Raw genomic sequence first — 22902 nt, 5'->3', positions numbered from 1 at the left:
CGGAGGGGGAACCCATGTACGACGCCGTGGTCATCGGGTGCGGTCCGGTCGGCGCGCTCACCGCCAACCTGCTGGGCGCACGCGGTGTGCGCACGCTGGTGGTCGAGCGGAGCACCGCGCCGCACGGCCAGTCACGCGCGTTCTCGTGCGACGACGAGGCGCTGCGCATCTACCAGCAGGCCGGGCTGCGCCGGGAGGTCGAGCGCGACACCCACCAGCCCCGCCGGGCCGAGTACGTCAACGCCCGTGGCCGCGTGTTCGCCGAGATCGCGTTGGACGAGGTCGACTTCGGGCTCGGCGCGGGTCCGCTGCACCTGTTCGACCAGCCGAGGCTGGAGGCGACCCTCAGGCGGGGCCTGGACCGGTTCCCGCACGTCACCCTGCGCACCGGCGTGGAGCTGACCGGCCTGACGCAGCACGCCGACCACGTGACCGCGACTTTGCACGACACGCGGGTGGAAGCCCGGTACGTGCTGGGCGCGGACGGCGCGCGCAGCACGACCCGCGCCGCCGCCGGGATCACGCTCACCGGCGCTTCGTACGCCGAGCCGTGGCTCGCGATCTCCGGCGTGGTCGAACCGGGCGCGGTCCGGGTGGACGCCACGCGGTTCGTGTGCGACTGGCGACGACCCGCGTTCGTCTCCCCCGGCGCTTTCGGCACCTACCGCATGGAGTTCATGCTGCGCGACGACGAAGACCCGGCGGACATGACGCGACCCGACACCATCCGCCGCCTGATCACGCCGTACGTCGACCCGGACCGGTTCACGACCACCCGCTCCGCCGTCTACACCTTCCACCACCTGATCGCCGACCGCTGGCGGGACCGTCGGGTGTTCCTGCTCGGCGACGCCGCGCACCAGATGCCGCCGTTCCTGGGCCAGGGCCTGTGCAGCGGGTTGCGCGACGCGGCGAACCTGACGTGGCGGATCGCCCAGGTGCTGCGTGGTGACGCCGACGACGCGCTGCTCGACGGCTACGAGGCCGAACGCCGCCCGCACACCGAGGCGATGGCGACGACCAGCGTCCGCCTGGGCCGGGTCTTCCTGGTGCGCAACCGCTTCGGGGCCGCCGTCCGGGACACCGCGCTGCGGCTCGCGCAGACCGCACCCTGGGTCCGCCGGGCGATCCGGCACTTCGAGTTCAAGCCCCGCCCCGCGCTGCCCGGCCACCACGCGCCGGTCGGCACGATGTTCCCCCAACCCTCCGTCGCCGTGGCCGGAACGCGGGTGCCGTTGGACGACGTGCTGGGCGCGGAGTACGCGGTGATCGGCCCCGGCGTGGACGCGTCCACCGCGCTCGACTGGCGCGGCCCGGTGGCCCGTTTCGTGCGGGTGGCCCGACCCGGCACACCCGCACCCGCCGACATCACGACCGTCGAGGACGTGGACGGCACGCTGACCGCCTGGTTCGCGGAACACGGGAGGGACCTCGTGGTACTGCGCCCGGACCGCTTCGTGGCCTCGTAGGCGGTCGCGTCGTTGCTCGACGCCCATCGGCACCGCGGCCCAGGTCGGCGCGGACGGCCGGCGTGCCACCGGGATCACGCGGAAGCACCGATGCCCCGCCACGAAACCGAACCGTTGCCGGTCGCGGTTTCCTCGTGACCGGCACCGGTGCTCACCCACGCGGTATCAGCACTCCCACTTGTGCGATCGGAGGAGATAACCGGTGCCGTTGTTCCCCGCGAAATTCCCCCTCGTGCCGGGCGCTGTGCAGCCGCCGCGTGAGCCGCCGTAATTCGCTCCGGTGTAGTAGGAAACCGAACGGCCCGAGGTCCCGCGGTTGTACACCGACTCGGCCTTCGTGCCCTTCGACCAGGAACACACGACCTCGCCGCTGTGCCAGTCCCGATCGTCACCCGACCACTTGCACATGCTCCCGGTCCCGTTGTCGTTCGACCAGAAGCACACGTGCTGGGAAGGGCAGTCGTTCCAGCCCGGCACAGGGGCCGCCAGCGCCGAACTCGGCACCCCGAACCCGATGGCCAGCAGCAACACGGCCAACACGCGGAAGATCACACGGCGGAATCTCGACACGACGGCTCCTCAGGTTCTCCTCGGTCAGGAATTTGGGCGTTGAATTGCCCCGGTAACAGCGGACCGCATGTCGCCGGAATAACCTGGCGACATGTCAACCCCCCGTCGGTCGCCAGGTTAGTGAGATGCGCGACAAGGGCCAAGCGGTTGCCATCGATCGGTGTCAGAGGTAACCCGCAAATACCAATGCATTCCACCCGTGACGGACTGCGATCAGGACCTGGCGACCTACCCGTTGGAATGTGCGAGCACATTCCAACCGAGCGCCCCGGACTACCCACTGGAACTCATCGACCGGACCGCCTGCGGAGAAATCCGCACAAATTCGGAACTCGTCCCTCGCGGGCGAGCGTCGTCTTGCCCGACGTGGGACGCCTGAGGACGAACAGGGGGTGCCCCGACCGGCGAACCCGTCGCGGCTCACGTGAGCGGCGGGGTGCTCGCCGGTGGTCGCCGGTGGTGCGTCGCCTGCTCGTAGTCGAACGCGAGCCCCAACAGGGTCGGTTCGCTGAACGGAGCACCCAGCAGCTCGACGCCCACCGGCATCCCGTCGGGGGTGAACCCGGCGGGCACGGTCAGGGCCGGGAAGCCGGTGTTGGCGGCGAGGGCGCACGCCCCGCTGCCCACCTGCGGCTGCCTGATCGGCGCGGCCTGCCGCGGGACCGTCGGGTAGACCAACGCGTCCAGGTCGTGGTCGGCCATGAGCTTCCCCAGCAGCCGCTGTGCTTCCGCCCGCCGGGCCAACCGCTCGTGGTAGGCGTCCTGCGGACCGGTCGAGCGGCCGAGCCGGACCTTGAGCCGGTCGAGCACGGTCGGCGTGACCTGCCCGGAGGTGACGATGTCGGCCAGCGTCACCCGGTCCACCGGCGGTTCCAGCCGGGCGAGCGAGGGCGGGAACCGGGACCCCGGCGCGGAGAGGTAGCGGTTGAGGTCGCGCTCGTGCTCGTCGTTGATCACCCAGGAACCGTTCACCGCCGCCAGCAACGCGGGCTGGGCCGGCAGGTCGACCGCGGTCGCGCCCTGCGCCGCCATGTCGTTGACGGCTGCCCGGATCAACGCGGACGTCTGCTCCGAAGCGCCCATGTAGTCGGTCAGCACACCGATGCGGGCACCGACCAACGCGGTGTCGTCCAGGGCGGCGGTGTAAGTCGGCGGTACCCGCCCGATGGACGCCGCGGTCGACGGGTCGTCCGGGTCGTACCCGGCGGTGGCGTCCAGGACCAGCGCGACGGCGCGCACCGACTTGGCCATGGGACCGCCGACGTCCTGCGTGTCCGAGATGGGCGCGATGCCGTCGCGGCTGGACAGCCCGAGACTGGGCCGCAACCCGACCAGGCTGTTGTGCGCCGCCGGGTCGCGCACCGAACCGCAGGAGTCCGACCCCAGGCCGACCACCCCGAAGGCCGCCGCGAGCCCCGCCCCCGTGCCACCGCTGGAGCCGCCCGGGTAGCGGGTCTGGTCGTAGGGGTTGCGCGTCTGCCCGCCGAGCGAGCTGATGGTCTCGATGCCGCTGGCGAACTCGTGCAGGTTGGTCTTGGCGACGATGATCGCGCCGGCGTCGCGCAGCCGTGCCACCTGCTCGGCGTCGTCGGCGGAGCGCCAGTGCCGCAACGCCAGCGACCCGCTGGTCGTGGGCAGGTCCGCGGTGTCGTAGTTGTCCTTGATCAGGACGGGGATGCCGTGCAGCGGGCCGCGGACGTGCCCGTGCCGGCGTTCGGCGTCGAGCCGAGCCGCGACGGCGATCGCTCGGGGGTCCTCGCGGATGACGGCGTTGATGCCGGGCTGGTCGGCGTACGCCTGCTCGTAGGCGTCGATGCGCGCCCGGTACGCCTTGACCAGTTCCACCGAGGTGACCCGACCCGTGGCCAGCAGCTCGCCCAACCCGTCGACGTCCTCGTCCACCACCCAGCGCGCGACCCGGTCTTCGACCGCGGCGCTCCCGGCCGGGGGCGTCGACGTCACCAGTGCGACCACGCTCACCGCCAGTGCCGCCGCCCGGCCGAGCGATCGTCGTGCCATGCCGGCCCCCGCTCGTCTGGTAGCAGCCAATTCTGCCCCCGTGCGCGCCTCGGCGGCCATCCGTCGATCGGGCGGGCCGTCGGCCCCGCTCTCCGGATCACGAGCTTTCGTCCGAAGTGGACGGGTTCAGAGCGGGAGCTTGTAGCCCTCGTGAGTCGCGGTGAACCCCAGCTTCTCGTAGAAGCGGTGCGCGTCGGTCCGCCGCTTGTCGGTGGTGAGCTGGACCAGCGTGCAGCCACGCGAGCGGGCCTCGTCCAGCACCCAGCGCATCATCGTCTCCCCCAACCCCTCACCCCGCACACCCCGCGCGACCCGGACCCCTTCGACCTGCGCGCGCAGCGAGCCCTTGCGCGACAAGCCGGGCAGGAACGACACCTGGAGCGTGCCGACCACCTCCCCGCCCCGTTCGGCGACGACCAGCAGTTCCGAGGCGTCGGCGTCGATGGCCGCGAACGCGGCGCGGTACGGGGCCAGGTCGTCGGGCGACTCGCGGGTCGCGCCGAGCTGGTCGTCGGCGAGCAACGCCAGGATGGCCGGGAGGTCGGCCTCGGTGGCGCGGCGGATGTCGATGGTGGTCACAGGCGGTCCTTCCGTGGTGCGGTCACCCGGGTTCGTGCCGGCGTGGTCGAGGACCGTCGAGCGAAGCCTCGCGACGGGGCATCCGCGGTTCCCGCCGTTACGGGGCAACCAGTTCGCGGACGACCGCGGCCAAGGCGTCGACGGCCAGGGGCGAGTGCAGCATGGACGTGGAGGCGAGCACAAATCCGGGCGACAGGCGACGCCAGAGCACGCCCTCGACGGGAACCTCCTCGATCACGAGTTCGAAGGCCAGTCCCTCCGTGCCGAGTTCGCGCTGGACGCGGTGAACGGCGTCCTGCATCTTGAACACCTCACGAGCAGGTGCGCGGACCTCCGCCGCGCGCCGTTCCGCGGCCCACCGCGCGTAGGGCAGCCGCAAACCGTCCTGGAGGCCGCGCAGTCGCGCGGGAGCGTCGGCAGGGACCCGGGTCGAGGCGGGCGGCACCAGCCGGCTCCCGGTGATCCCACCCCACCACTCGTCCCACAGCGCTTCGAGAGAGCCCGCGGCCGGACCGGCCACCGGAAGCACCGCGGGTTCGAGGCGCGGAACCGACTCCGCCGATCGGAGCCCCGAAGAATCCCGCACGAAGAGCGCGAACGTGATCTCACCATCGGAGTTCAAGGTGATCGACCAGGGTTCCCCGTGAGTCCGCATGGGCCACCGTACCGCTCTGCCCCAGCACGTCAGGCCGGTCAAGCGAACCGGGGACCCCTCCCGGAGGACATCGCTACCGTGCAGGGGTGGCTGCCAAGTGCTCAGCGGTGCTCGGTGCACTCCTCCTCGCCGGTTGCGGCACCGCGCCCCCACCGCCCGCGGTCAAGACGACCACGAGTTCCACCACCCCATCCGTCACGAGGTCATTGCGCCCGTCGGTGCCGGAAAAGGAGGTGGACCACAAGATCCGCTTCGAAATGCAGAAGACGGCCTGCGAGCAGGGCGTCCCGTTCAACCCGACCAGCCGACCGTACGCGGGCGTTGGACCGCACTACGCGGATGCGCACGAGTTGCACCAAACCGACCGGCACGTACAACACGCGCTGATCGTGGGCGTTGCCGATCACTGGCTCGCGACGAGCAACGTCAACGTCGTCGAACTCCTCGCGTGCGCCCGACTCGTTCCGGGCCAACAGCTCGGCGACGTCACGTGCGAATTCAAGCGAGGCGTCGCCACCAGCCGCACATGGCCCTTCTACGAAGCCTCGTACGAGGTCACGGTCCGAGAAGCGCGGACCGGACGCCAGATCACCGTCTTGACCGTCCCGGGCGACTCCACGCCGGAGGAGAGCTGCCCCAGCGTCGCCACTGACGATGCCGGCACGGTTGTGGCACGCAGCCTGACCGCGAAAGCACTGGGCACGGCACTGGAACCGTTGATCAACGGGACGGTGTAGCCGGTTTCCCCGCGGACACGGGAACTCACCAGTCGTGACCGCGGGTAGGACACTTGACCGCCGCCCCGGTGCGACGCCCGGGTCGCGTTGATCACGAGCCCGCCGGCTTCCCGCTGAGGCCACCGGGAAGCACACCGAGCACTCCGCCGCGAGAACACGCCCCCACGGCAACCCACGCCCCAGGCCGCGGAGAACCCTACCGGCGAGGACAGGCGAGGACAGGCCCGGCGGGGATGGCGCGGTCGCAGTCGTAGCGCGCCTCGATGAGAGACCGCGCCTCCTCGGGCAAAGCGGGAACGCGGAACCAGGACGGCTGGACGACGAGGTACCGGGAAGCGTTGTCGGACAGGCAGTTCAAGTTCTCGCGGTAGCTCTCCAACCCGTCCACGCCAGGCAAGTACGTGGTGCGCTGGAGGAACACCGGCGAAGGGTAGCGACACGTGGTCGGGTTGCCCAGCAGGTAGCCCATGTCGCCGAAAGCCAGGTAGGTCACCGGGGTCTCGGCACCGATGCGCTCGCGCAGCGGGGCGAACGCGTCACCGGTCTCCCGGACGGCCTGGACGCGCTCGGCGTTGGTGTAGGCGGTGTGGATGTTGTCGAACGAGTACGGGCTGGTCGGCCACACCGGAACCACCAGCGCCGACACCCCCACCACCGCGGCTACCGCCAAGCCGGGGCGCGACGCCGTGACGAACCGCCCGCCCACCGAGGCGACCAGCGCGAGCAGCACCAGCACGACCAGCACCCCGTAGACGACGGCACCGTGCCCGAGACGCCACGAGACCGGGGCCGCGGAAACCACCGGTGCGCCCACCGCGGCCACCGCCGTCAGCCCGACCAGCGGCCAGGGCAAACCACCACGTGCGACCCACCAGCGGGTAACCGCCAACGCCCACAACCCGGCCGCGAACACCGCGAGCACCACCAGGTGGTACTGGAACCACTGCCCCTGCACCACCACGCCGGCCAACACCACCAGCACCCCCAGCGCCGGGGCGACCAGCCACGCCGTCCGCTCCCGCCGGCCACCGGCCAGTCGCACCAGCAGCGCCACCGCGACGGGCAACGCGGCCAGCACCGGCGCGAGCAGCGCCTCGTTGGCCACGGTCACCGCCAACGCCTGCCCGTCGGCCCAGACCAGGCCACGCGTGACCGGGTTGGGCGGGTTCAACGACGGCAACTCCCACAACCACCGCCACTCCCGCGGCTCCACCAGCACCGCCAGCCCGAACAACACCCCGCCGGCCGGCACCGACGCACCGGCGAGCGCCACCGCACGCCGCCGGTCCAACGCCGCCACGACCCCCACCGCGAGCAACGCCACCGGCGCGGTCGTGTACTTCACCAGCACCACCAAAGCAAGCAGCACACCGCCGACCACTCCGGCGAGCGCCACCCGGTCGAACCACAACGCCGCCGCCACCGCCGCCACCGCGAACACCGCGGCAACCCATTCCGGCTGGAGGAAACCCCAGTTCGGCGCCAGCGCCAACGCCGCACCCACCGCCACCGCGACCGCGGTCGCCTCACGCGACGCGACGAACCGCGCCAACCCGGCCCGCAACCACCACGCGCACAACCCGACCACGACCACCGCCGCCGCGCGGACCAACGCCTCGCGCACCGCCAACGGTCCGGCGGACACCGAGTCCAACCCCGCCATCACCCACCGGTAGGCCAACGGCCGGTGCACGAACACCTCCGACGCCGCCAACCCGGCCGCGCGCCCCACCCGCAGGCACCCCAGCACGTACCGCACGTCGTGGTTCAGACCCGTCCACGCGATCGTGAACACCACCGGCAACGCGATGACGGCCGCGATCACCGTTCCCGGCAACCACGACCGCCACCGCGAGACCCGACCGATTCCAGCACGCACGGAAAGCACCCGTGCATCGTTTCACGCGGTCAAGCGCCCCACTTCGTCGGCTCGACGTGCCAGACGCGATCGAGGAACTCGCCACCGCAGGTGAACTGGTAAAGCTCGGCCCGGTCCACGTTGTTCGTACTCGGTGCCGTCAGGCAACGATTCGTGTAGACGTTGCGGATCTGCACCACCGGCCCCACCTGCTCGATCCGCCACACCCGATCCAGGAACTGCGCACCGCAGGTGAACTGGTAGACCACGGCCCGGTCCACGTTGTTGGAACTCGGCGCCGTCAAACACCGATCCGTGTACGGATTGCGGATCTGCACCACCGACCCGACCTGCTCGATCCGCCACACCCGATCCAGGAACTGCCCGCCGCAGGTGAACTGGTAGACCGCAGCCCGGTCCACGTTGTTCGTGCTCGGCGCCGTCAAACACCGATCCGTGTACGCATTGCGGAACTGGAAGGTGTGCGCGTAGGTGGACACCGCCTCCGACGGCGTCTGCTGCGCGATCCACCCGGCGATGTCGTCCAGCCGGGTCTCGGTCGTCCCCTTCCGGGTCTCCGACTCGCCGAAGCAGCTGTGCTGCCACGACTTGTCGTGCAGCGCGACCAACTCCACCACACCACCGACCTCGCGGAACGCCGGACCACCGGCGTCACCACGACATGTCGTGGCCTCCGGGTCCGGGTTGCCCACGATGGCCAACGACGTCGCACCCACGCTCTCCACCGCGAACGTGGTCGTGTGCATCCGGTCGGGCACCCAAGCCTCGGTGGTCCGGCCGAACCCCGCGACACGCACGATCTCACCGCTCGCCGGCGGCGTCGTGGCGATGCTGATCGGAGCCACTTCGGCGGCCGGGTACGCCAGTTTCGCCAACACCAGGTTGCGATCGCCACGCGGCACCAACTCCACCACCGGGAACCGATGACCCGCGGTGCTCGACGGCACAGTGCGCCCGAGCGTCACGGTGGTGGGCTTGGTGGGCGCACCAGCCGGCGGGGAACCCGCGAAACACGAACCAGCGGTGGCCACCCACTGCGGGGCGACGAGGACACCGCTGCACAAGCGTCCGTCGACATCCACCCTCGCCACGAACGGATAGGCCCCGTCAGGGGTAGGAGCGGACCGCCCCAAGGCCGACGCGCCGGGACCAACCAGGAAACCGGCGGCGACCACCGCGGCGGCAACGGCTGTGAGGCGTCTGGCGAGCGAACTCCGGTCGTGCACGAAAGCTCCTTGTTGTCAGAACCGGTGTAGAGCACTAGGACGAGTGGATTCGAGAATGAGGAACGCGGCCAAGGTCAGCTCGCCGGAACCTCCATCACCCTTGCCAGGACCAGGTAGTGGCCGGCCGTATCGAGGCCCTCGGCTGCTTCACGGTGTGCGAACAGGATGACTGCGCCCGCGTCGGTGCGGATCGCGCTCTGCCCGTCGAACGTCAGCGCTGGATGAGGCTCGAAGGCCGTGCCTGAGCGTCGCAGGATTTCGAGGAACACGTCCCGCTCGATCACCTCGGACGGTTGCAGCACGACTCTGTCCACGCGCCCGTCCGACACGTACAACGACAGGTCACCCCAGTAGTACGGATAACCGGACGCCTCGGGTCCGAGCAGCCGGATCGCCGGGTGCGGCGCACCCGAACCAAGCACCTCTTCCGCCTCGGACAACAGCATGCCCAAGCGCACCCGGCCGATGCGCCCGGTCGTCACCAACTCCAGCAGAACGTCCATAACCGATCACCACGAGTCGAAGGAGTGGTCGGAGCACGCGACGGGCTCCGACCACGGAACGTCAGCCTGGTCCGAAAACAACGTGGACACTGGTGTAGGCACCATGCGCACCTTCCGGCAGCACTTCAATGGAAATTACATCGCTGAAGCCGTACTTGCCGGCCATGTGCCCCGTGAATGTACCCCTGGCGGCATCCTTGACGCTCATGCCATTCCTCAGGTTCTCGTTGAATGCGTTGAGATTGGAGGGCATCTTGGTGCCCCAGAAGCCCTCCACTGTCTTGATCCTGCCCGCGAAGTGGTCGAACGCCAAGCTGACCATGGTCCCGCCGACGCCACTGCCGCGTGTCGGCTCCTGGAGCGCGATCGCGAGCGAGAGCCTTCCCTCGTCACTGAGGGACGCGAGCAGCGTCGACTCGTCCAAGAGACCAATGTGGAGAAATTTGTCGCCGGGATCGTAGATCTTCGCGACGGCGCCCACCCGCCCCAGCCGGGCGATCCAGGAGGGCGGCATGACCGCCGCCGCGCTCCACGCGCACGCCTCGGCCTGGCTGGCCAGGTTCTTGTCCGTCGCGCACCGGTAGAAATCGTTGAGCAGCCCCTTGGCCAGCTCCAGCAGCACCTGCCCGACGATCTGCCCGGTGTGGAGCGTGTGCTCCTTGACCACCTTGAAGTCGACCCGCGTGCGACCGATCTCGATCCGCTCGCACTGCTCCTTCGCCGTCGCACCGGCCGGGCACTTGAACGTGAAGTACCGCATGGTGCCGGTGATGTGGTGCTCGACCCTGTAGGTGCAGGAGACGAATCCTCCGCGGGTGCCCACGCAGTTCGATTCGCCACGCAACTCGCGCGGGTCGTCCCGCATGTCCTCCGGCACGCTCTCGATGCCGAACGGACTGATCTCGGACTCCTTCGGCACATCGCCCGCGTTCCGCTGCTGGTCCGCCGACTGGGCGAACCGGGCGGCGGCGTCGATGGCCTCGTTCGCCGCGGCCTCCGCGAGTGCCGCGTCCTTGCCCGCCTGGTCGGCGCTCGTCCGCGCCGCGTCGGCGGAGTTCCTTGCCGCAGCGGCCGCGCTGTTCGCGTAAGCCGCGGACGCGGATGCGTTGGCGGCCGACGCCGAGGCGGCGTTCGCGCTCTTCTGCGCCTGTGCCGCGGCATCACGAGCCTGCTTCGCGGACGCGGCGGCCTGGTCCGCGGAACGTTGCGCGGCCTCGGCCGACTCCTCCGCCTGGCGGGCGGCCTCCGCCGCCGCGGCGGCCGACGCCGCGGCCGCGTCACGCCACTGCCGCGCCTCGTCGACGGCCTTGCGGGCGATCGCCGCCCACTCGGCCGCCTTGTTGGCGTTCTCCCGCGCGAGCGCCGCCGACTGGTCGGCCTTGGCCAGATAACCATCGATCTGCGCGACGTGCTTCGCGGCGTCGGCGTCGCGGAGTTGTGCCTTGGGAAGCTCGACGAGCAGGAACTTCGCGAGGTGCGAATCCGGCCCCGACAACGCTGCCTGCGCCGCGGCCTTGACCTCCGGTCCACCGGTCTCCAGCACCTTGTTGACGGCCTTGCGGTCGTCGTGGAGCGCCGCCTCGAACCGACCGCTCCCCAGGAACCGGTGCAGGGCCTCGACGTCGCCGGACAGGTCGGCGTCAAGGGCTTCATCGCCCTTGGCGTACACCACGGTGCCCTGGCCGGCGGCGGCCATGACGCGGTTGACCTCCTGGCGGTCCGCCTCCCGCTTGCCGGGGTAGTCGCGGGTCCGCAGGAACTCCTTGACCGCCTCGTAGTCGCCGCGCTCCGCGACGATCGCGGCGTCGCGCTGCTTGGGGATCGCCGTGGTGCGACCGATGATGCCGACACCGGCGCGGTCGTCCTGCTCGACCGCGAGCGCGAGGTTGGTCGCGAGGAAACTCCGGACACCGTGCTCGTTGCCGACGAGCGCCTGTTCCGCGGCCGACTGGACCCACGGGCCACCACGCGTCAGCAGGCGCATGGCCGCTTGGCGCGTCTTGGCGAGCACGGTGTCCACATCGGCACCCGCGGTGCGGGCCTCGGTCAGCAGGCGTTCGGTTGTGGCGTCGAAGGTTTCGCGCTCACCGGGCCGCCAACGGGTGTTGTCGCGGTTCTTCTCCTCTTCCAGCACCGCGTCCTGCGCATCGCGCACACCCTGCGACTCGGCCTGCCTGACCCGCTCGGCGTCGGCGTCACGTGCCGTCCGCGCCACGAGGTGCGCCTGGTCGGCGGCGGACTTGGCGGCATCCGCCGCCTTGGCGGACTCGGTCGCCGCGGCGGCGGAACGTTCCGCGGCTTTTTCCGCGTCGTACAAGCGGTCGGCGGCCTCGTCAGCGGCGTTCGCCGCCGCGATGGCGTGTGTCGCGGCAGAGTTCGCCGCGTCGCGTGCGTCGAACGCGGCCTGCGCGGCGCGCTGAGCGAGCGTTTCGCTGGCACCGGCGGCACGGCGTGCCTCGGCGGCGGCCTGGCGAGCACGCTGCGCGGCGCGTTCGGCTTCCGCCGCGTTGGCACCGGCGGCACGAGCGGCAGCGGCGGCCTCGTCCGCCGCCGTGGCGGCCGCGTCGGCGTTGCCGCTGGCGCTCTTCGCCGCGTTGGTGGCGTTGAACGCCTCGGTGACGGCCCTGCCCGCGGCGTCGGAGGCGGTCGCCGCCGCGGTCGCGCTCTTCGCCACGTCGCGGGCGTTCTGCGCCGCGACACGGGCGTCGTGCGCCTTGCTCGCGTCCGTCGCGGCAGCCGCGGCAGCGTCGTGCGCGCGGGAGGCGGCTCTCTCCGTCATGGAGGCGGCAATGGCCGCCTGGCCGGCGGCGTTGGCGGCGACCCTGGCCGCGTCGTTGGCCCTACCCGCCGCGTTGATCGCGGTCTGCGCCGCCGCCGCGGCACCCCGGGCGGCAGCCGCCGCGCGGCTCGCGGCGTGCGCGGCACGCGTCGCGTCACCCTGTGCCGCGGCGGCTTCGGTCGCGGCGCGTTCGGCAGCGCGCTTCGCCTGCTCCGCCGCGGCGACGGCCTGGTCCGACGCCTCCTTCGCCGCGTCGGTCTGCTCGGCCGCGCGCTGCTGCTCGGCCGCGGCCAGTTCCGCCAGACCGGCGACGGTCATCATCTCCTGGTCCCGCTGCACCGCGACCTGCCAGCCGCTGCGCAGGAACTCCCGGACGTCGTCGATCGAACCGTCCAACGCGCGCTGCGCCGCCACGTAGACCGCGGATCCCTCCGCCGACGTGGCGACGATCTTGTTGACGCGCATCCAGTCGTCGTGCTCGGCGGCCTTGTGCTGCCCGGTGTTGATGAACGCCAGCACGTCCTCGAACGTGCCGTTCAACGCGGTGTTGCCCGCTTGCCGCACCTTGGGTCCACTACGCGCGATGATCCGGTTGACCAGCTGGTACTGGTCGTTGCGCCACGGTGCCTTCCAGCCCTCGCTCAGGAAGGCGCGCACGTCCTCGATGGAACCGTTCATCGCGGTGTTGGCGCCGTTGCGCACCGCCGTGCCGGAGACCGCCATCAGGCGGGTGAGCGCGATGCGGTCGTCGTGCTCGGCGATGACCGGATAAGCCTCGGTCAGGAACTCGTGCACCTGCTCGTCGGTCCCGACAAGGGCGGCGCTCGCCGCCTCGGCCACGAGTTCGCCGCCGGTCCTGACGAGTTCGAGCGTTCTGGCGCGCTCGCTCGGCCCGGCGGGAGCGGCGACCGCGGTGACGGGCGAAAGCCCGCCGGCGATCAGCCCGGCGATCATGGCGATGATCACGCTTGCGCGGGCCATGCGGGCACCGCGCGTCGGCACGCGCATGTGTTCACTTCCCCCCGTGATCCCGATGGGCGTCACCGGGAGCGAAGCAGGACCACCGCAGAGTGACCTGATCTTCACGGCGGAGCCTAGCTGGGCGTCCGGTCGATCGCTAGAGTGCCGATGGCAACTGCCCACGGGGGCTTCGTCGCCAGGACCGCGTTGTCATCCGGGTCGCGCGGTGCACTCCCGGGATCCCTTCCAAAGACGAGGAAGCAGCCATGCGTTCGATTCGGAGAACGGCGATCATCGGCGCCGTGGCCGCCGCGATCATCGCGGGTTCGGTCGCCACCTACGCTTCCGCCCAGAACACCACCGCGGTGGACGAGCAGCAGCCGCTCGTCGAGGACTTCTCCTACCCCGACGCGGACCGGATCGCCACCGAGCGGGAGATCACCTTGATCAAGGGCGACGGGCACATGGTGCTGGTCGACTGCGTGCCCAACGCCACCGGCCAGATCGCACTGCGCAGCTCGGCGCACTCGAATCTCATCTGCTTCAAGGTGACCGGCAGCACCGGCCGGCTGAGCCTGTCCCTGCCCGAGGTCTACTCGATCAGGGGCGACGGCACCCACTCCGGTGAAGCCACCGTCACCACGGACGACGGCGCGACCACCAGCAAGACCCCCATCGGCAAGAACGCGTGGACGCCGATCAACGCCGGCGACGGCGCGACGCTGCTGGAACTCCGGGCGTGGACGTGACCACCCGGCTCGACCCAGCGGGCATCGCCTGCCACGGACCAGGCGCCCGTCCTGCCCAGCGGCTCCGGTTCCGGTAAGGGGCGGCCTCGGGGAAAGCCCGGGTCAACGTTCCCCAGCCGGTTCACGGCGAATCAGGACTCATACCGGCCCCGACCGGCGACATAGCCGTGTGGCCGCGTGTGGCGCAGGGTGTCGACACGGTTGGAGAACTCGCGCACGGCCTCCGGCAGCCCTCCGCCGAACTCGTTCCGGAACGCCATGATGGCCCACACGTTGCGGCCATCCAAGATCGTGTCGTCGATGACCAGCCAACGGCGTTCGTCCGAGCCCTCGGGCGTGGACAGGGCGGCCACACAGATCCTGATGCGTTCGACCTCGGCGAGGACCTGCTGGGGCGTGAGCACGTCCAGCGACGCCAGCCGCTCCCCCGCCGGCCCTGTGGGCACGTCCAGTGTCGCGCACAGCCACTCCCGCAGCTCCGCCGGCGGGCTCCCGTCGGTCGGCAGGCTCCTGATCTGCCGGACCAGTTCCCCGGCCGTGCGGGCCGAGAACAGGCGGGGGTAGGGGCGGTTGGGCCGGTCGGGGGTCAACGCGGTCAGCGGCCAGGAGAGCGAGAACCCGGCTGCGTAGACGGCCTTCCTGGCACGGGCCGCGTCATCCTCGTCGAGCAGGGGGTCAGGCGAGCGGTCGGGGTCCTGCTGGTCGGGCGCGTCCGCCACGGTGTGCCCGTACCGGCCGACGACGAGGACGATCGGCGTGCCGGCCCCGGTGGCCTCGCCCGGGACGGTGACGACGCCGTGGTGCTCGCCGCCCTCCGGCAGGCGGTCGACAACGCACCGGCAGCCGAACTCCGCACCCAGCGCCTCGGCCAGCCGCGCGACCCCGGCCCACGCGACAGCCGGGTCCAGGAGGCGGGGGCGCTCAAGGCGGTCGGGGGCATCGAGGTCGACCAGGAAAGCACACAGGTCTTCGACGGTGACGGGCACCGCAAGATCATCACACCTGGGCGACCGGTCCGTTCAACGCTTTTCCCGCGATCCTCGACCGGAAGCCGTCGAGCACCAGTTCGAGCCCGCGCTCGAAGTCGGCCGGCCCGCCCGGCGGCCGATCGATCACGCCGGCGCTCGCGGCTTGCAACGCGGTCTGCTCCTCCACCGTGTGACCGAAGACGAGGTGCAGGAGGACGCGGGTGCCGACGTCGACCAGGTCGTCGGGCAGGCCGCCGTCCCGCAGGGCGGCCCGCAACTGGTCGGCGGGCTCGCTCACGCCCAGACCGAAGGTGTACGCCGTGGCGACCACGTCGGCACCGTCCCGGTAGGCGAGCATCGCGTCCCGGAGTTCGGCGCAGACCTCGACCACGCGCCGGTCCCACCCACGGGCCCGGTGCGGGCGTCGGCCGCGGGTCAGGATCTCGTCGGCGACCTCGGCCAGCAGGGTCTGCTTGTTCGGCACGTGGTGGTAGAGCGCGCTGGGCTGCACCCCGAGTTCGGCGGCGAGCCGACGCATCGTCAGCGACTCCAACCCGTACTCGTCGAGGACCTGGATCGCGCGGTTCACGACGTCCGCCCGGTGATAACGCATGAGCAGGTCCTCCTGTTGACCGATCAATCCCGACCAGTTTAACCTGAACGGCGTTCACCTGAACGGCGTTCAGGTCCGGTCAACGCGGGAGAAGCCGATGAGCACCGACTTCCAGCAACTCGCCGATGCGATCCTCGCCGGGAGCCCGGCCGGGCCCGAGGACGCTCTGGCGGTGCTGCGAGCCGACGACGCCGAACTGATGACCGTCGTCGCCGCGGCAGGTCGCTTGCGCCGTGCCCATTTCGGCAACACGGTGAAGCTGAACTACCTGGTGAACCTCAAGTCGGGCCTCTGCCCGGAGAACTGCCACTACTGCTCGCAGGCCCTCGGCTCCGCCGCACCCATCCTCAAGTATTCGTGGCTGTCCAAGGAGGAGACCCTCGAACAGGCCGGCGCCGGGCTGCGTGGCGGCGCCAGCCGGGTGTGCCTCGTCGCCTCCGGCCGCGGACCGTCCACTCGGGACGTCGACAAGGTCGCCGAGATGGCCGTGGCGCTCAAGCAGGACCACCCCGGCGTCGAGGTGTGCGCGTGCCTGGGCCTGCTCCAGCAGGGTCAGGCCGAACGCCTCAAGGAGGCCGGTGTCGACGCCTACAACCACAACATCAACACGGCCGAGAGCCACCACGAGAACATCGTCCAGACCCACACCTACGCCGACCGGGTGGACACCGTGGACAAGGCGAAGGGCGCGGGCCTTTCCCCCTGTTCCGGCCTGATCGCCGGTCTGGGCGAGACGGACGAGCAGCTGGTCGAAGCGTTGTTCGCGCTGAGGGAGCTGGGCAGCGACTCGATCCCGGTCAACTTCCTGATCCCCTTCGACGGCACCCCGTTGGCCGGCACCCGGGAACTCTCCCCGACCCGCTGCGTGAAGATCCTCGCCATGGCGCGCTTCGTCTGCCCGGACAAGGAGATCCGCATCGCCGGCGGTCGCGAGATCCACCTGCGTTCGTTGCAGTCGATCGCGCTGCACGTGGCGAACTCGATCTTCCTCGGCGACTACCTCACCTCGCAGGGCCAGGAAGCGAAGGCAGACCTGGAGATGATCCGCGACAACGGCTTCGTCGTCCTGGGCTCCGCGGAAGACCCCGGCCGGCAGCTCGAACCGGCCGACCCGGCGATCCGACGTCGCGGTGCGGGCACCGACCTCCTCCCGAACGCCTGAAAATGGCGCTGCGACACCGGCGTGGGACCGGCTCTACGGCGAATCAGTACGCTTCGCCGTCGTCGCCGATGAGCCGGGCGGCGAGGGCTTCGCCGATCCACCGCAACGCGGCGATCGAACGGGCATCGGTGATGCCCGTGACCGTGATCCGGTCCCGCCACCAGTGCAGCGAGACCACGTCCCCGGTGCCGCAGTCGAACCCGAACACCGGTTCCGCCCCGGTCTCGCCGTAGGTGACCTCGCCGCATTCAGCGAGCCGTTCACGCGCGAACGACTCCCACTCACCCCGCGGGATCGGCACCCGGTCGGCATCGGCCCAGTGATCGGCCCGGGTGATGTGCAGGTCGTAGCCCATCACGTCAACCTTAGGCCACACCGGCACATCACCCGACCATGACGGCACGCACCGCTTCCGCGACCGTGTGGAGCGTCGCGATCAGGTCATCGCCGAGCGGGTAGACGCCGACGTGGTCCGCGCCGGCGTCCCGGTGGGCCAGCAGCCGCGTCGCGACGGTGGCCGGGTCGCCGTGGGCGACGAGCGCGTCGATGAGCCGGTCGCTACCGGCGTGGGAGAGGTCGTCCCCGGTGAAGCCGAGCCGCTGGAGGTTGGTCGCGTAGTTGGTGACGTCCAGCGCGGTTCCGGGCGGTGCGGACCGGGCGAACGCACGGGCCCGCCCGGCGTCGGGCTCGGCGAGGGCGAAGTGGCCGGGCAGCAGCAGTTTGCCCGCACCGAGGACCGAACGCGCCTGCCGGGTGTGCTCGGGAGGCACCATGCACGGAACGACCCCGGCGGTGCGGTCACGGGCCAGGCGCAGCATCCTCGGCCCGAGCGCGGCGACCACCGTGCGCTCGGCCGGAACGCCCGCCTGGGCGAGTCGGTCCAAATAGGACACCAGGGTCGCGTACGGCGAGGTGTACTCGGCGTGGACTTCGCGGTGCCCGACACCGACGCCGAGCAGGAACCGGCCGGGGTGCCCGGCCTCGACCCGGTGGTAGGAGGCGGCGACGGTTTCCGCGTCGGCGGTCCGGACGTTCACCACGCTCGTGCCGACGACCAGCCGGGTGGTCGCGTCGAGCAACCGCTCCGCGAGGGCGAGGTCGGCCGGTGGCGAGGCGTCCAGCCAGAGCGTGCCGTAACCGGCTCGCTCCAGTTCCACCGCGACGTCCGGGTTCACTTCGTGCTCGCGCAGGTGGGCGCCGAGCAGGCCGAGATCGATGTTCACGCCCCGACTCCAGCACGGCGGCCCGCGGCGAACCAGGACCAGCGCTGACGCGCGACGATAACCTGACGGCATCGTCGCTGGGAGGGCCGGTGGAACTACGGGCGTTGCGGTACTTCGTCACGGTCGCCGACGAGCTGCACTTCGGCCGGGCCGCCGACCGGCTGCACATCGCCCAGCCCGCGGTCAGCAGGCAGATCGCACGGCTGGAGCGCGAGTTGGGCGTCCGGCTGTTCGACCGCTCACCACGACGAGTCCGGCTGACCGCGGCCGGTCACCGGGTGCTCGACGCCGCGCGGGAAACACTCGCCGCCGCCGACCGGGTCCGGGCCGTGGCGCGTGAGCAGGCCGGTGTCATGCGCATCGGTACGGGCACCGGGCAGTTCACCGCACGCTTGGAACGAGGGATAGACGCGTTGCGGGAGCAAGCTCCGGCGTTCGACGTCGTGCTCGTCGACCTGCCGCTGCCCGCCCGCCTGAACGCCCTGCGGCAGGGGGAGATCGACCTGGCGTTGGCGCGCGGGGTGCGTTCGGCGCCCGGGGTGCGGGTGCTGCCGGCGTGGAGCGAATCCCTGTTCGCGGTGGTGTCCACGCGCCATCCCGCCGCCGGCGGCGAGGTCGTCGGCCTGGCCGAGCTGGCCGCCGCCCCTTTCCGGACTTCCCGGGACCACGACCCGGCGGTGATCACCGCGCTCCGGGAGACCGGCGTCCACGTGCGACCGGGCCGCCGGGCGGGGACCGCCCAGGACACGATCGTCGAGGTCGGCTCCGACCCGCACAGCTGGACGGCGCTGCCCGCCGACCAGGTGGCCGAGATCCGGTCCACCCGGGTACGCGCGATCCCGCTCGTGCCGCGCACGACGATCATCGGCAGCGTCGCCGTTCCCGACGACCACCCGCCCACCTGCATGGCGGCCCACCAGGCGGCCTTCGGCGACTGATGCCGCGGCACGACCGAAGCGGGAGGCTGTCAGCTGTAGTACACGCCGATGCGGTTGCCGCCGATGTCGTGGACGGCGATGTCCAGGTCGAACACCGTGCTCAGCAGCTCGGGCGTCATCAACTCCGCGGTGGGCCCCTGGGCCACGACACCGCCGTCACGCATGGCGATCACCTCGTCGGAGTGGCAGGAGGCGAAGTTGATGTCGTGCACGACCAGCACGACCGTCTTGGCGAAGTCCCGCGCCATCCGCCGCAGGCGGCGCATCATCTGGACGCTGTGCCGCATGTCCAGGTTGTTCAACGGCTCGTCGAGCAGCACGTAGTCGGTGTCCTGGCAGAGCACCGCGGCCACGTGCGCGCGTTGCCGCTGGCCGCCGGAGAGCTGGTCGAGCTGCCGGTCCGCGAACTCCTCCAGCTCGAAGTAGGCGATCGCCTCGTCCACGGCGGCCAGGTCGGTCGCGTTGAGTCGCCCGCGCGAGTGCGGGAAGCGGCCGAACGCCACCAGTTCCCGCACGCTGAGCCGGATGCTGGTGTGGTTCTCCTGGCGCAGCACCGCCAACCGCTTGGCGAGCGTGGCGCCGGGCGTGGTGGCCACGTCCAACCCGTCGACGGTGACCCGGCCGGAGTCCGCGGGCAGCAGCCTGCCGATGATCGACAGCAGCGTCGACTTGCCCGCCCCGTTGGCCCCGATGATCGAGGTCACCCCGCCGGGCGCGATCGTCAGCGACACGTCGTCGAGGACCTTGGTCGAGCCGTAGGTCTTGGTGACGTTGCGGACTTCGATCACCGCTTGGCCTCCCGGATCAGCAGGGCGATGAAGTAGATCCCGCCCACGAAGTTGATGATCACGCTGAGCGCGGTGTCGAGCGAGAACACCCTCTCCAGCACGAGCTGCCCACCCACCAGGGCCACCACCGCGAGCAACGCCGAGGCGGGCACGACGACCCGGTGCCGGGACACGCCCGCGAGCTGCCGGGCCACGTTGGCCACCAGCAGCCCGAGGAAGGTGATCGGCCCGACCAGCGCGGTGGCCACCGACACCAGCACGGCGACGGCGACGAGCACCTGGTTCACCACCGAGCGGTGGTCCACGCCGAGGTTCAGGGCGTGCTCACGGCCCAGCGCCAGCACGTCCAGCCGCCGGAACAACCTGCCCATCCAGAGCGAGACCACGGCCACCAGCACCGCCGAGACCACCAGCAGGTCCTGGTCGACGCTGTTGAAGCTCGCGAACAGGGTGTCCTGCAACACGACGAAGTCGTTGGGGTTGATCAGCCGCGCGGCCAGCGAGGACAGGCTGGAGAACAACGTGCCGCAGACGACCCCGACCAGCACCAGCACGTAGAGGTCGCGACTGCGCCGGCCGAACAGCCACCGGTACAACGCGCCGGCGAAGACGACCATGAACACGACCTGCCCGGCGAACAGCAGGCGCGGATCGGCCGAGCTGAGGGCCAGCGCGCCGAAGAAGTACACGACCAGCGTCTGCACCAGCACGAACAGCGAATCGAACCCCATGATGCCCGGTGTGAGCACACGGTTGTTGGTGACCGTCTGGAACAACACGCTGGACACCGCCACGGCGCAGCCCACCACGACCATCGCGGCCACCTTGCGGGCCCGGATGGTCAGCGCGTACTCCCAGTTGCCGCGCAACGCGATCACGCAGAAGGCGACGACCACCGCCACGGCGGCCAGCGCGAGCAGCGCCAGCACCCGGTGCTCCCGACGGCGCGCGCGGGCGAAGGTCTCGGCCGAGGTCACCCGGCTCACCCCGCCACGCGCCGGACGCGCAGCACCAGCAGGATGAACACGATGCTGCCCACCACGCCCGCGACGGTCTCCACCGGGATCTCGTACGGGTGGCGCACGACCCGGCCGACGACGTCGCAGGCCAGCACGAAGGCCGCTCCCACCAGGGCGGTCACCGGCAGCACGCGGCGCAGGTTGTCGCCCAGCACCAGGGTGACCAGGTTCGGCACCACCAACCCGATGAAGGGGATGTTGCCGACCGTCACCACCACCGCGGCCGTGGTCGCGGAGACCAGGAGCAGCCCCAGGTTGACCACCCGGTCGTAGTGCACGCCGAGGTTGACCGCGAAGTCGCGGCCCACCCCCGCCACGGTGAACCGGTTGGCGTAGAGGTAGCACCCGACGGTCACCGCCGCGGTCAGCCACAGCAGCTCGTAACGGCCGCGCAGCACCGAGGAGAAGTCGCCGTTGGTCCACGCGGACAGCGACTGGAGCAGGTCCGCGCGGTAGGCGAAGAACGTGGTCACCGCCGTGATCACGCCGCCGAGCATGATGCCCACCAGCGGCACGACCACCACGTCGGCGAAAGTCAGCCTGCGCAGCACCCACAGGAAGAACAGGGTGCCGATGAGGGCGAACCCCAGCGCCACGACCATCTTGACCATCACCGACTCGGCGCCGAGGAAGGCCGTGGCGACGAACACGCCCAGAACGGCGGACTCGGTCGTGCCCGCCGTGGACGGCGTGACGAAGCGGTTGCGGGTGATGTGCATCATCACCAGTCCCGCCACGCCCATCGCCGTCCCGGCCAGCAGGATCGCCAGCAGCCGGGGCAGCCGCGACTCCACCAGCAGCAGCGCCGCGTCGGAGTCGCCGTTCAGGAGGTCCAGCGGGCTCAGCTCACCGGCGCCGACGAACAGCGAGGCGAACGCGGCGGGGACCAGCAGGAGGACCGCGAGCACCAGGTGGCGCCCGCGGACCTCCCGCCGTCGTCCGGTGCCCGTGCTCACGACAGGCTGTCGCCGATCGCCGTGACCATGGACTCGACCGAGCTGAGCCCGGTCGGCGCGACGTACCACGGGAACGGCTCCAGGTAGACGACGCGGTTGTTGCGCGCGGCGTTGGTCCCGTTGACCAGCGCGTTGTCCAGCACCTGGCGGGCGGCCTGGCCACTGTCGCCGATGGCCGAGTCGCGGTCGATCACGTAGATGACGTCGGGGTTGGTCTGGGCGATGAACTCGGCGGAGACGGCGTTGCCGTGGATGTCGGTGCCCAGCCCCTCGGCGGCGGGCTGCACGCCCAGCGCGTCGTGGATGAGGCCGAAGCGCGAGCCGGGGCCGTAGGCGCTCATCTTGCCACCGGTGGTGAGCACGATCAGGCCGCGCTTGCCCTGGGCGGGGGTGCGGCCGGCGATCTCGGAGATCTTGGTCGACAAGGCGTCGAGGCGGCCACGCACCTGGTCCTGCTTGCCGAAGACCGCGCCCACGGCCTCGACCCGCTCGCGCAGGCTGGTCAGGAACTTCGCGTTGTCCACGGTCAGGTCGATCGTCGTGGCGATCTTGGACAGCTCGGCGTAGGCGGGCGCCGACCGGCCGCCGATGATGATCAGGTCGGGGGCCAGCTCGTTGACCTTCTCGTAGTCGGGCTCGAAGAGGGTGCCGACCTTGGTGTACTGGTCGCCCGCGTACTTGGCCAGCCGCTCGGGCAGCCCCTCCACCTTCGGCACGCCCGCCACCGGCACGCCGAGGTCGTCGAGCGTGACCAGGGCGCCGATGTCGAACACCACGACCTTGGTGGGCGTTGCCTGGAGGGTGGCGGTGCCCTGCGCGTGGGTGACCGTGACCGGCCCGGAGGACGTGGGCGCGGCCGGCGCGGCCTCCGATCCGCTCCCGCAGGCGGAGAGCACGAACAGGGTGAGGGCGGCGAGAACCGCGGTCAACCCGCGACCGGTCGCGCGGTGGGTGGGGGCGGCCACTGGGTGCACTCTCCTCGACACTTGGTCCGTTTGGCGTCCCGGCCGAGGTCCGACCACGCATCGCGATCGGGACGGAAGGAGGTGTGGGACACCGCCGAACGGCCGTAACTTAGGGAAGCCTAAGTTTTCTGCGTTGACGGTTCAA

At 70.9% G+C, this 22902-nt stretch carries 21 protein-coding genes; 5 read left to right on the top strand and 16 right to left on the bottom strand.

Annotated elements, in window-relative coordinates; translation table 11 throughout:
- The first annotated feature begins 14 nt into the window (after nt 1–14).
- Nucleotides 15–1469, top strand: coding sequence for a bifunctional 3-(3-hydroxy-phenyl)propionate/3-hydroxycinnamic acid hydroxylase (locus KZQ38_RS29700; protein ID WP_219446599.1), 1455 nt, complete (start codon nt 15–17; stop codon nt 1467–1469).
- Nucleotides 1470–1634: 165 nt separating this feature from the next.
- On the opposite strand, the gene KZQ38_RS29695 is transcribed toward KZQ38_RS29700, so the two are convergent.
- From KZQ38_RS29695 to KZQ38_RS29680, 4 genes are all read right to left on the bottom strand, one after another.
- Nucleotides 1635–2021, bottom strand: coding sequence for a peptidase inhibitor family I36 protein (locus KZQ38_RS29695; protein ID WP_219446597.1), 387 nt, complete (start codon nt 2019–2021; stop codon nt 1635–1637).
- A gap of 438 nt (nt 2022–2459) precedes the next feature.
- Complete coding sequence (locus tag KZQ38_RS29690) at nt 2460–4058, bottom strand: amidase family protein (protein WP_219446596.1); 1599 nt, start codon at nt 4056–4058, stop codon at nt 2460–2462.
- 126 nt (nt 4059–4184) lie between these two features.
- Entirely contained in the window at nt 4185–4628 is a 444-nt protein-coding gene (locus tag KZQ38_RS29685; protein ID WP_219446709.1) for a GNAT family N-acetyltransferase, read from the bottom strand.
- Between the two features lie 106 nt (nt 4629–4734).
- A complete protein-coding gene (locus KZQ38_RS29680; protein WP_219446595.1) occupies nt 4735–5157 on the bottom strand; it encodes a hypothetical protein in 423 nt (140 codons plus the stop codon).
- Nucleotides 5158–5378: 221 nt separating this feature from the next.
- Here KZQ38_RS29680 and KZQ38_RS29675 point away from each other — a divergent pair, with 221 nt between their 5' ends.
- Nucleotides 5379–6029 (top strand): hypothetical protein, encoded by a 651-nt coding sequence (locus KZQ38_RS29675; protein ID WP_219446594.1) that lies wholly within the window; start codon nt 5379–5381, stop codon nt 6027–6029.
- Nucleotides 6030–6225: 196 nt separating this feature from the next.
- On the opposite strand, the gene KZQ38_RS37315 is transcribed toward KZQ38_RS29675, so the two are convergent.
- The 4 genes from KZQ38_RS37315 to KZQ38_RS29655 all read right to left on the bottom strand — a co-directional run bounded on the left by KZQ38_RS37315 (nt 6226) and on the right by KZQ38_RS29655 (nt 13397).
- Nucleotides 6226–7908 carry a hypothetical protein gene (locus KZQ38_RS37315; RefSeq protein ID WP_219446593.1) on the bottom strand — a complete coding sequence of 561 codons (1683 nt, stop codon included), beginning with the start codon at nt 7906–7908 and terminating at the stop codon, nt 6226–6228.
- A 29-nt stretch (nt 7909–7937) separates the two neighbouring features.
- Nucleotides 7938–9134, bottom strand: coding sequence for a trypsin-like serine protease (locus KZQ38_RS29665; RefSeq protein WP_219446592.1), 1197 nt, complete (start codon nt 9132–9134; stop codon nt 7938–7940).
- Between the two features lie 74 nt (nt 9135–9208).
- Nucleotides 9209–9637 carry a hypothetical protein gene (locus tag KZQ38_RS29660; protein ID WP_219446591.1) on the bottom strand — a complete coding sequence of 143 codons (429 nt, stop codon included), beginning with the start codon at nt 9635–9637 and terminating at the stop codon, nt 9209–9211.
- Between the two features lie 61 nt (nt 9638–9698).
- On the bottom strand, nt 9699–13397 hold the full coding sequence (locus KZQ38_RS29655) for an ALF repeat-containing protein (protein ID WP_219446590.1): 3699 nt from the start codon (nt 13395–13397) through the stop codon (nt 9699–9701).
- Nucleotides 13398–13642: 245 nt separating this feature from the next.
- On the opposite strand from KZQ38_RS29655, the gene KZQ38_RS29650 reads away from it, so the two are divergent.
- Nucleotides 13643–14125, top strand: coding sequence for a hypothetical protein (locus KZQ38_RS29650; RefSeq protein WP_219446589.1), 483 nt, complete (start codon nt 13643–13645; stop codon nt 14123–14125).
- 131 nt (nt 14126–14256) lie between these two features.
- Here the strand turns inward: KZQ38_RS29650 and KZQ38_RS29645 are convergent, their stop codons facing one another.
- Nucleotides 14257–15111, bottom strand: coding sequence for a hypothetical protein (locus KZQ38_RS29645; RefSeq protein ID WP_219446588.1), 855 nt, complete (start codon nt 15109–15111; stop codon nt 14257–14259).
- A 10-nt stretch (nt 15112–15121) separates the two neighbouring features.
- Complete coding sequence (locus tag KZQ38_RS29640) at nt 15122–15706, bottom strand: TetR/AcrR family transcriptional regulator C-terminal domain-containing protein (protein ID WP_219446707.1); 585 nt, start codon at nt 15704–15706, stop codon at nt 15122–15124.
- Nucleotides 15707–15803: 97 nt separating this feature from the next.
- On the opposite strand from KZQ38_RS29640, the gene bioB reads away from it, so the two are divergent.
- Nucleotides 15804–16868 carry a biotin synthase BioB gene (bioB, locus tag KZQ38_RS29635; RefSeq protein WP_219446586.1) on the top strand — a complete coding sequence of 355 codons (1065 nt, stop codon included), beginning with the start codon at nt 15804–15806 and terminating at the stop codon, nt 16866–16868.
- Between the two features lie 43 nt (nt 16869–16911).
- Here the strand turns inward: bioB and KZQ38_RS29630 are convergent, their stop codons facing one another.
- Together KZQ38_RS29630 and KZQ38_RS29625 are read right to left on the bottom strand one after the other, a co-directional pair.
- On the bottom strand, nt 16912–17223 hold the full coding sequence (locus tag KZQ38_RS29630) for a hypothetical protein (RefSeq protein WP_219446585.1): 312 nt from the start codon (nt 17221–17223) through the stop codon (nt 16912–16914).
- A gap of 28 nt (nt 17224–17251) precedes the next feature.
- Nucleotides 17252–18091: a TIGR03620 family F420-dependent LLM class oxidoreductase gene (locus KZQ38_RS29625; RefSeq protein WP_219446584.1), complete on the bottom strand. Its 840-nt coding sequence runs from the start codon at nt 18089–18091 to the stop codon at nt 17252–17254.
- 89 nt (nt 18092–18180) lie between these two features.
- Here KZQ38_RS29625 and KZQ38_RS29620 point away from each other — a divergent pair, with 89 nt between their 5' ends.
- Nucleotides 18181–19029 carry a LysR family transcriptional regulator gene (locus KZQ38_RS29620; protein ID WP_219446583.1) on the top strand — a complete coding sequence of 283 codons (849 nt, stop codon included), beginning with the start codon at nt 18181–18183 and terminating at the stop codon, nt 19027–19029.
- 29 nt (nt 19030–19058) lie between these two features.
- Here KZQ38_RS29620 and KZQ38_RS29615 read toward each other — a convergent pair whose 3' ends face one another.
- From KZQ38_RS29615 to KZQ38_RS29600, 4 genes are read right to left on the bottom strand one after another with little or no spacing between them, the layout of a single operon-like run.
- Nucleotides 19059–19817, bottom strand: a complete 759-nt coding sequence (locus KZQ38_RS29615; protein WP_219446582.1) for an iron ABC transporter ATP-binding protein — start codon at nt 19815–19817, stop codon at nt 19059–19061.
- The gene (locus tag KZQ38_RS29610; protein ID WP_219446581.1) at nt 19814–20794 is read right to left on the bottom strand and encodes an iron chelate uptake ABC transporter family permease subunit; all 981 of its coding nucleotides are present in this window, start codon (nt 20792–20794) and stop codon (nt 19814–19816) included. Before KZQ38_RS29610 ends, KZQ38_RS29615 begins: the two co-directional genes overlap by 4 nt.
- 5 nt (nt 20795–20799) lie before the next feature.
- A complete protein-coding gene (locus KZQ38_RS29605; protein WP_308258653.1) occupies nt 20800–21792 on the bottom strand; it encodes an ABC transporter permease in 993 nt (330 codons plus the stop codon).
- Nucleotides 21789–22757: a siderophore ABC transporter substrate-binding protein gene (locus KZQ38_RS29600; protein ID WP_308258652.1), complete on the bottom strand. Its 969-nt coding sequence runs from the start codon at nt 22755–22757 to the stop codon at nt 21789–21791. Before KZQ38_RS29600 ends, KZQ38_RS29605 begins: the two co-directional genes overlap by 4 nt.
- Between the last annotated feature and the right edge of the window lie 145 nt (nt 22758–22902).

Source organism: Saccharothrix obliqua (assembly GCF_019375475.1).
Classification (GTDB): Bacteria; Actinomycetota; Actinomycetes; order Mycobacteriales; family Pseudonocardiaceae; genus Actinosynnema; species Actinosynnema obliqua.
This window is presented reverse-complemented; position numbering and strand designations above follow the sequence as displayed.

Bases quoted from the DNA above. Each gene is read 5' to 3' on its own strand.
- KZQ38_RS29700 (WP_219446599.1), top strand. From the start codon at position 15: ATGTACGACGCCGTGGTCATCGGGTGCGGTCCGGTCGGCGCGCTCACC.
- KZQ38_RS29690 (WP_219446596.1), bottom strand. From the start codon at position 4,058: ATGGCACGACGATCGCTCGGCCGGGCGGCGGCACTGGCGGTGAGCGTG.
- KZQ38_RS29660 (WP_219446591.1), bottom strand. From the start codon at position 9,637: ATGGACGTTCTGCTGGAGTTGGTGACGACCGGGCGCATCGGCCGGGTG.
- KZQ38_RS29655 (WP_219446590.1), bottom strand. From the start codon at position 13,397: ATGGCCCGCGCAAGCGTGATCATCGCCATGATCGCCGGGCTGATCGCC.
- KZQ38_RS29650 (WP_219446589.1), top strand. From the start codon at position 13,643: ATGCGTTCGATTCGGAGAACGGCGATCATCGGCGCCGTGGCCGCCGCG.
- KZQ38_RS29640 (WP_219446707.1), bottom strand. From the start codon at position 15,706: ATGCGTTATCACCGGGCGGACGTCGTGAACCGCGCGATCCAGGTCCTC.
- bioB (WP_219446586.1), top strand. From the start codon at position 15,804: ATGAGCACCGACTTCCAGCAACTCGCCGATGCGATCCTCGCCGGGAGC.
- KZQ38_RS29630 (WP_219446585.1), bottom strand. From the start codon at position 17,223: ATGGGCTACGACCTGCACATCACCCGGGCCGATCACTGGGCCGATGCC.